We start from the raw sequence: 8246 nt of genomic DNA on the forward strand, positions 1-8246 counted from the left end.
TATGGTAGCGGCAGTAGGATTTGAACCAACGACCAATCGGGTATGAACCGAGTACTCTAGCCAACTGAGCTATGCCGCCGTTTTATTGTCGTTTTAGTCGTTTTTTATTACCGCTTCATGCGACTATATTATTATACACGGTTTATCTTCAAAAGTCAACAGTTTTTTTGAAAAAAATTATTATTTGTTTGAATGCACAAATAAGTACTGATAAATTTGTGCTTGTTTTATAAAAAATCACAAAAATCAAAATTTTATTTTCTTATTTGCATATTTTTATGCAAAAAAACCCCCGTTTTTGCCCATTGGTGAAAGGCGTTTTAAAGCTTTTGTTTTAAAATTCCTTTCACCATATTTTTTTATTTGAAAAAGGAGGGTTTAAGATTTATGAACAGTGAATCAGAAAAACTCAGATGCAGATTATTCTGCTGCTACTATGCAAAGCTTGGAAACATTTTTGAGGCGGCTCTGAAAGCCGGTTTCCCTCATCAGACTGCTTTGGCAGAGGGAATGAAAATTCTTTCCCAAAGCAAATACAGACGGTTTGTTTCAAAGCTTATAAATCAGTCGATACCTTCCGGACAGCTTATACATGCAGGACTTGAAAGGCTTGCTTTCGGAAACTCCAATGATGCTGCACTTTTAGTGTTTTCAGAGGAAACAATGACTCCCGAAAAAATAGCGTCCCTTGACCTTTTTAATGTATCAGAAATAAAAAAAGTAAAGGGCGGAGGTGTTGAAGTTAAATTCTTTGACAGACAAAAGGCAATGGAAAAAATCTATGACTACGCTTCCAGTGACAGTGCCGGAGCTGCGGCTTCAAATCTTTTAGAGGCTCTGACTGGAATGGATACGGAGGAAGAAAATTGAAATTTAAAAGATTTTCCCAGAAACAGCGCCTTGCTATCGGCTGGTGGACAAACCCTGTATACCGGCGAAAAGATGCAATAATTTGCGACGGTGCAGTAAGAAGCGGGAAAACCCTCTGCATGTCCATGGGATTTGTAAGCTGGGCTATGACCTCTTTTAACGGTTACGCATTCGCACTTTGCGGAAAAACAGTTACCTCTCTCCGGAGAAATCTTGTTGAACCGCTTTTAGGTACTCTGGGAGCAATGGGTTTTACATATATTGAAAAGCTCAGCAAAAATTATATTGACATTGAAATGTCAGGCAGGCGAAACAGATTTTATTTTTTCGGCGGCAGAGATGAAAGTTCCGCTTCTCTTATACAGGGTATAACACTGGCAGGAGTTTTAATGGACGAAGTTGCTTTGATGCCCAGATCCTTTGTGGAACAGGCTATGGCGAGATGTTCTGTGGCTGGATCGAAGCTGTGGTTTAACTGCAATCCTGACAACCCTTACCACTGGTTTTACAGAGAGTGGATTTTAAAAAGTGATGAAAAAAATGCTCTTTATATCCATTTTACTATGGATGATAATCCCTCTCTTACGAAAGCAGTCAGGGAGAGATATGAAAGGCTTTATTCGGGAGTATTCTATGAAAGGTTCATTCTTGGAAAATGGACTGCGGCAAGCGGTGTTGTATATCCTATGTTCAGCGAGGAAAAGCATGTATGCAATGATATTCCTGAATGCGACAGGTTTATTATATCCTGTGATTACGGTACTGTAAATCCCTCTTCCTTCGGACTCTGGGGGCATTGTGACGGAGTGTGGTACAGGATAAAGGAATACTACTATGATTCACGCAGAGAGGGTATTTCAAGAACCGATGAGGAGCATTACAGAGGACTTGAAGAGCTTGCCGGGGACAGGAACATTGAATATGTAGTCGCTGACCCTTCTGCCGCAAGTTTTATTGAATGTATTCGCCGTCATGGGGTATTTGATGTAATACCGGCTAAAAATGATGTGCTTTCGGGAATACGCAGGGTAGGGGATGCTTTGAAATCAGGCAGAATAATGTTTTCTGAAAACTGTACTGACTGCCTGAGGGAATTTTCCCAGTACTGCTGGAGTGAAAAAGCAGGCGGAGATGCTCCGCTGAAAGAACATGACCATGCTATGGACGATGTAAGATATTTTGTCAGCACTGTTTTAGCTTCTTCCGGTGCAGACGGATTCTTTGCAATGTCTGTTGCACGGTGAAAGGGGGTGAGAAAATGAATATATTCAAGAGAAAAAAACAGACTCAGCTGGAAACTGATTTGTCACCGGCGGTGATTTCAGTTCCCAGAAATTATGAAGAAAGTCCTTTTGGAAACCCTTCAATGGAATACTGGGAAAAGGATCTTTATGATAAGCTCAGATTTACTGTTCCTGTGATTGATGCTGCCATAAGCAAAATAGTAAGGCTTACAGGGGGGTACAAAATACAGTGCAGGGACGAAAGATATCAGGAGCTTATGGACAATTTTTCCGGGGAAATACCTGTAGGTCTTACCGGACATTCAATTCAGAGCTTTACCGACTGTTTTCTTGAAAGTCTTCTGACCTATGGAAATGCCGCAGGGGAGATGCTCATTGATGAAAACACAATGGAGCTTACAGGACTTTACAGCGGTGATCCTTCAAAAATTGCCGTTTTACCTGGGGATACGCCGGATTCTCCTGTGTATTGCATTAAGCGTCCGGACGGTAAGCTTAAAACAATTGAAAGTCCTAGGAGAATTTTATTTGCGGCTTTGAATCCTCCTCCGGGAAAGACTATGGGGGTTTCTGTTTTAAGAGGACTTCCGGCTTTAAGCTCGGTACTTATGAAAATTTACAGATGCATAGGTTCAAATTATGAACGTGCAGGGAATGTAAGATATGCCGTGACCTATAAGCCGTCCGGGGACATATCCGAAAAAGCTTTTACAAAAGACCGTGCCATGCAGATCGCTAAGGAATGGTCTGACGGAATGGCAGCTGCAAAAAACGGAGAAATACGTGACTTTGTAGCCGTTGGAGATGTTGACATAAAGGTAATAGGTGCTGACAATCAGCTTTTTGATACGGAAGTACCTGTAAGGCAGATTTTGGAACAGCTTATTGCAAAGCTTTCTGTACCGCCTTTCCTTCTGGGTCTTAACTGGTCTACTACCGAACGTATGTCATCTCAGCAGGCGGACATTTTAACGTCTGAGCTGGAATATTACCGGAGACTTTTAAATCCGGTCATCAGAAAAATTGCAGTTACTTTTTTAATGCTTCAGGGAGCAGACTGTGATGTTGATATTATATGGGACAATATCAATTTGCAGGACGAAACAGCTCTTGCTGAAGCCAGACTTAAAAATGCTCAGGCAGCTCATATTGAAAGAGAGCTTGAGGAAAAAAACAATAATTAATTTATGGAGGTAAAATATTATGTATAACGATATTAAACTTGAAAAGGGACTTTATAATCTTGCAGGAAAAAGCTTTACACAGGCACTGACTGCTGCTGATCCGGATGAAAATTATGCCGATACTCCTCTTGCCGGTCTTGACGCTTTTGAAAGACAGCTTAAGAGATTCGATATTAAAATAAGCGGTCCGGACTGCGACAGGGTAGAGAAATTTTTTGTCACTACTGAAAGTGCAGTGCTTTTCCCGGAATATGTTAAAAGAGCAGTAACTCAGGGAATGGAAGAATCTATCCTTTCGGATATTGTAGCAGTCAAGACTAATTCTGACTGCAATCAGTACAGAGGATATGTAATAACTGAATCCTCCCCTTATACTACCAGAACCTCTGAGGGCGGAACTCTTCCTGAAACTTCAATCAAGGAATCTCCGAACTCTATCAGCCTTCTGAAATACGGAAGACTTATTACTGCGTCCTATGAGGCAGTAAGACTCCAGAGACTGGACGCTTTTGCAGTTACTCTGCGTTCAATCGGCAAAAAGCTCGGCGACGCTATTACAGCATCTGCTGTTTCAACTATTACCACTGCTGCAACTTCTACCGATATTGCAGGTACGACGCTTGCTTATTCTGATCTTATTACTCTTTACGGTCAGTTTGACAGCTATAACATGAATACTATTATAGCTTCTCCTAAAAATGCTGCACTGATCCTTTCAATGAGTCAGGTTCAGGACTGCATTGCCGCAGACGAAAAAGGAAATATTATTCTTCCTTTCGGTACTGTTCTTATTAAATCCTCTCAGGTAAACGATTATACTATTCTGGGATTCGACAGAAATTATGCTCTTGAACTTGTAACAAGCTCTGACCTTGTTATGGAAACAGACAAGCTTATTGACCGTCAGCTGGATGCTTTTACAGTTTCTATGAATCTCGGCTTTAAGAGTATTATCAAGGACGCTGCTAAAGCTCTGAACCTTGATGTATGATGTGTTTTACTTATCGGCTTTCTTCTTAAAGAAAGCCGATAAAGAAATAATTTTTTCCTTACTTTCTTGATGCCACAAGAAAGTAAATCTAAAAAATAAAAAAATATAAACCGGAGGTATAAAAATGGATTCAAATAATAAGGACAAGCTTGAAAAGCTTAATAAATTCACAAGAAGAAATTTAAGTGAAGATGAAGTTTACATTTTTGATGTGGTACTCTGCGACAATGAGGTTGACAGGGACTGCGAATGCTTTTCCGTCAAGGCTTTGGAAAAGCTTAAGGAGCTTTTTGTAGGGAAGACCGGTATTTTTGACCACAATCCTAAAAGCTCCGGGCAGACTGCCAGAATTTTTGATACTCAAATATCAGAAGACCCGAACCGTAAAACCTCAAGAGGGGAAATCTATACCTGTCTTAAGGGAAGTGCTTATATGGTAAGGACTGCCGCAAATGAAGACCTTATAAAGGAAATTGACGGGGGAATAAAAAAAGAAGTCAGTATTTCCTGTTCTGCCGCAAGCCGGAAATGCTCAGTATGCGGACAGAACAGACTTTCAAAATCCTGTCCTCACAAAAAGGGTAAGGAATACGGAGGAAAAAAAGCGTGTATTATTCTTGACGATATTACAGATGCCTATGAATGGAGTTTTGTTGCAGTTCCGGCACAGATAAACGCCGGAGTTACAAAAAAATCATACGGTCAGCCGGAATATGAATCCGGCGGAGAAATTAACGGATGTGACAATGAAACTGTTGAAAAGCTCTGCGATAATCTTAAAAAGGATGTTTCAAGACTTTGCTTTCTGGCAGGTGAAAATTATAAGCTTTTAAAATCTGCCGCTGATAAAATGAGTGTTTCAGAGCTTCTGGAATTCAAGTCAGAACTTGAAAAAAAGTGCAGAAAAAATCCGGTGCCGGATATTTTGTCAGGCGATGAAGAGGAAAGTCTTAAAAGCTTTCGCATGTAAGGAGGTATCAGTATGAACGTTTCTACAATAAATTCGCTTTTTACTCTTTTTTCCGGCGAAACAGATACTTCAAAATATGAACCCCTTGTAAGCTCTGCTGTAACTCATGTAAGAAATATGCTCAGAGAGGACGCAAGCTCCAATGATATAAGACTTGATTATTTATGTGCCGCTATTGCAGGGTTTCGTTATACCCAGATAACCTGCGTCAGAAACAAGGTCGCATATACATATGCCGGAACTGCTTCAAAAGAGGGCAATTCTCAGCTGGAATATGATTTTTCAAGAGAGCTTATGCTGGAATATTATAAAAGCTGTGCTGATCTGCTTAATGATGATAATTTTATGTTTTCGGCAGTAGGCTGCTGTTATGAATCGGGGGATGAGAATGAATCTTAAGAATCTTATCAGTTCGGTTTACAGTACTGTAAAACAGAACCGCACAGATATTTTTGCAGAATACGATAAAACTCCTGTAATAAATCATGAGGGGATTTATGCTGTGACAGGTATTGAAAAAATAAGTCTTGAAAGTCAGTTTATGAAGGACAGCATTAAAAGGTATGAAATGTCAGTAGACCTGACAGTAAAAATTCTGGGACTGCCCTCGCAGGATCCACTTGATCTTTATGCTTTTCTTGACAGCAATATTTTAGATGTTCTGGCAAAATCGGGATATTATCTTGTTTCGGCAGAAATCGGCGCACCTGTACAGGATCACGGACTTAACAGACTTGTCCTTGAGGGAAAATTTTTACTGAAAGCAGGATCGGAGGCGTAAAACAATGAATCATCAGCTCGTTTCAGATCAGAAATATTCAGTTGCGGTAGGCGACATTACGGTTTATCTTGACAGCTTTGAAATTTCCGGGGAAAAGAAATTTTCTTTTCAGCCTATGGCATCTTCCGGAATAAAATTCGGAGAACTGGGAAGACATCCGGCAATACTTAAGATAAAGGGCAGAATTCTTAAATCCGACGGGAATAATCCTGCGGTAAAGCTTAACAGTGACATGACAAACAATGTAAGATATTTTCTTTCTATAGGTACGCTTTATTTTAATGCGGCAAGGCTTAAGAAATTCAGAATCGTTTCTGATACGGATTCTCAGTTTACAGTATGTGAGCTGGAATTTTACTGCGACAGCTATATAAGTCAGGGGGAAAGCAATTAATGAGTATATATGCAGAATTCAGGGACAGCAGCGGCAAGCTTTATGCTTTTACACAGTGTATCAGCTTCTTTTTCTCAAAAGAAGCCTACACTCCCTATACATACTTTGAAGGAATTTTTGCAACTGTTCCCATTGATGCCGGAGAGGTTAACAGAGTTTATTTTTATATAAACAATAAAAATATTCATTTAGGACTTGTGGACAGTATTGATTTTTACAGAAAAAACAATACTGATTATATGAAAATCAAATCAAAAGGCTTTACATCTCTCTTGTGCCAGAATCAGCCGGAGCCGGGAATGAATACAAATGTTACTTTATCAGATATAATGTCAGGGTTTTCCATTCCTTATGCAACATATGAAACTACCGAAGCGATAAATTACATATATGTCAAAGAGGGTTCAACTTTATGGGACGCTGCTGCAAACCTGAATTTCAGGCTCAACGGCGGATATCCTTATATTGAAGGAACTAATCATGTAAGAGTAACTTTAAAAGACCCGGCGGAAATATCAGTGAATTCAAAGGATGTTATAAAATCCGGAGTTTTGTATGACTACATGAAAATCGTAAGCCATCTTCACATGAAGGACGCTGAAGGGACTTACAATGTTTTCAGCCGCAGCAGTCAGTATGCGATTGACAGGAATCTTATAAGGCATAAGCAGATACCTCTTGATATGCAGTATTTAAGCGATCCGGATTCCGGACTCCTTTTCAAGCTCAATTACAGTATGAGAGGCTGCCGGTGCAGATATGTCCAGTATGCCGGATATGCAGGGGAGGATTTAAACGATACGCTTACCTATGAGGACGGTTCAATATCAGCTCAGAGAATCAAAAGAATAGAAATATCAGGACAAAACGGTATTGTAAAAACGTTGCTGGGTGTATATGAGGACGCATTTTAAAAGCACCGGAGAAAAACTCTCCGGTGCTTTTTATACTTTTTCTTTAATGCTCATTCTTCTGGTAAATAAAAACGTTCCGGCTGCAAAAAGTACAGCAATAACCGGGAAAAATACTGCCATATGCCAGTTGCTTTCTATAATCCAGATAAACGTTTTATAGATTCTGGTCATTATAACTGAATCAAACAGTATAGCATCAAGTAAAGCAGTTATCTGACAAATTGCATAAATTGCAACAGGAATTATAATTTTAAATGCTTTTCCCAGACGGTAAAGGGCAGCACCTATAAAAAATCCTATAAAAATAACCGCAAGATCAGTTGTAAAATCCATGATAAAAACATTGAAATAGTCGCTTGCATTTAAAATTCTTTTATCGAATAAATTTATATCGGGATTTAAAAATGCCTGTTCATAAATACAATCGTATCCGAAAGTTTCTATATGTTTTTCGTATATATTTCCTAAAATTGCAAGAATAGTATCATTAATACTGGCAATTAATGCAAGAACCACATTGCTTATTGTCATACCGGCAAAAAACGTTTTCCTTGAAATCCCCGACTGCACTGACATATTAAAATTTTCCCTGAATACAACTATTCCCAGAACAATCATGTATATATATGTTGACATTTCCATTCCGCCAATACCTCCGTTTGAGTCAGAAGCAATGGAAAATATCAGGAAAAAATGTATAATAGCCGCTGTAATGGCTATAAATATTCCATAACTTTTTATAATATAGCGAAATGAGTATTTAAACATTTTAATAGTATTCATTATAAATTCTCCTTTCCTTACTTTTTTGAAAAAAAGGAAGCAAAAAACTTTCAGACGTGGGTTGATTTTATTGATTCATTTAGATAAGGCTCGACAGCTTACTTTTTGAAAAAAA

10 protein-coding genes and 1 tRNA gene are annotated in these 8246 nt (G+C 39.0%); 9 read left to right on the forward strand and 2 right to left on the reverse strand.

The features are described from left to right. Window positions 1-2 precede the first annotated feature (2 nt). Window positions 3-79 (reverse strand) — tRNA-Met (locus ACI4WO_RS05075). A 308-nt stretch (window positions 80-387) separates the two neighbouring features. On the opposite strand from ACI4WO_RS05075, the gene ACI4WO_RS05080 reads away from it, so the two are divergent. The 9 genes from ACI4WO_RS05080 to ACI4WO_RS05120 all read left to right on the forward strand — a co-directional run bounded on the left by ACI4WO_RS05080 (window position 388) and on the right by ACI4WO_RS05120 (window position 7348). Then, window positions 388-870, forward strand: a complete 483-nt coding sequence (locus ACI4WO_RS05080; protein WP_439806478.1) for a terminase small subunit — start codon at window positions 388-390, stop codon at window positions 868-870. Continuing rightward, window positions 867-2114: a PBSX family phage terminase large subunit gene (locus ACI4WO_RS05085; RefSeq protein ID WP_439806479.1), complete on the forward strand. Its 1248-nt coding sequence runs from the start codon at window positions 867-869 to the stop codon at window positions 2112-2114. The genes ACI4WO_RS05080 and ACI4WO_RS05085 overlap by 4 nt, the downstream gene beginning before the upstream one ends. A 14-nt stretch (window positions 2115-2128) precedes the next feature. Next, window positions 2129-3298, forward strand: a complete 1170-nt coding sequence (locus tag ACI4WO_RS05090) for a serine/threonine protein phosphatase (protein WP_439806480.1) — start codon at window positions 2129-2131, stop codon at window positions 3296-3298. 19 nt (window positions 3299-3317) lie between these two features. Then, entirely contained in the window at window positions 3318-4289 is a 972-nt protein-coding gene (locus ACI4WO_RS05095; protein ID WP_439806481.1) for a phage major capsid protein, read from the forward strand. Between the two features lie 124 nt (window positions 4290-4413). Next, complete coding sequence (locus ACI4WO_RS05100; protein ID WP_439806482.1) at window positions 4414-5259, forward strand: hypothetical protein; 846 nt, start codon at window positions 4414-4416, stop codon at window positions 5257-5259. 12 nt (window positions 5260-5271) lie between these two features. Then, a complete protein-coding gene (locus tag ACI4WO_RS05105; RefSeq protein WP_439806483.1) occupies window positions 5272-5658 on the forward strand; it encodes a hypothetical protein in 387 nt (128 codons plus the stop codon). After that, the gene (locus ACI4WO_RS05110) at window positions 5648-6040 is read left to right on the forward strand and encodes a hypothetical protein (protein ID WP_439806484.1); all 393 of its coding nucleotides are present in this window, start codon (window positions 5648-5650) and stop codon (window positions 6038-6040) included. Before ACI4WO_RS05105 ends, ACI4WO_RS05110 begins: the two co-directional genes overlap by 11 nt. 4 nt (window positions 6041-6044) lie before the next feature. Then, window positions 6045-6434, forward strand: coding sequence for a hypothetical protein (locus tag ACI4WO_RS05115; protein WP_439806485.1), 390 nt, complete (start codon window positions 6045-6047; stop codon window positions 6432-6434). Continuing rightward, on the forward strand, window positions 6434-7348 hold the full coding sequence (locus tag ACI4WO_RS05120; protein WP_439806486.1) for a hypothetical protein: 915 nt from the start codon (window positions 6434-6436) through the stop codon (window positions 7346-7348). Before ACI4WO_RS05115 ends, ACI4WO_RS05120 begins: the two co-directional genes overlap by 1 nt. Window positions 7349-7378: 30 nt before the next feature. Here ACI4WO_RS05120 and ACI4WO_RS05125 read toward each other — a convergent pair whose 3' ends face one another. After that, on the reverse strand, window positions 7379-8131 hold the full coding sequence (locus tag ACI4WO_RS05125) for a hypothetical protein (RefSeq protein WP_439806487.1): 753 nt from the start codon (window positions 8129-8131) through the stop codon (window positions 7379-7381). Between the last annotated feature and the right edge of the window lie 115 nt (window positions 8132-8246).

This window comes from Porcipelethomonas sp. (assembly GCF_051893655.1).
Lineage (GTDB): Bacteria > Bacillota > Clostridia > Oscillospirales > Ruminococcaceae > Porcipelethomonas.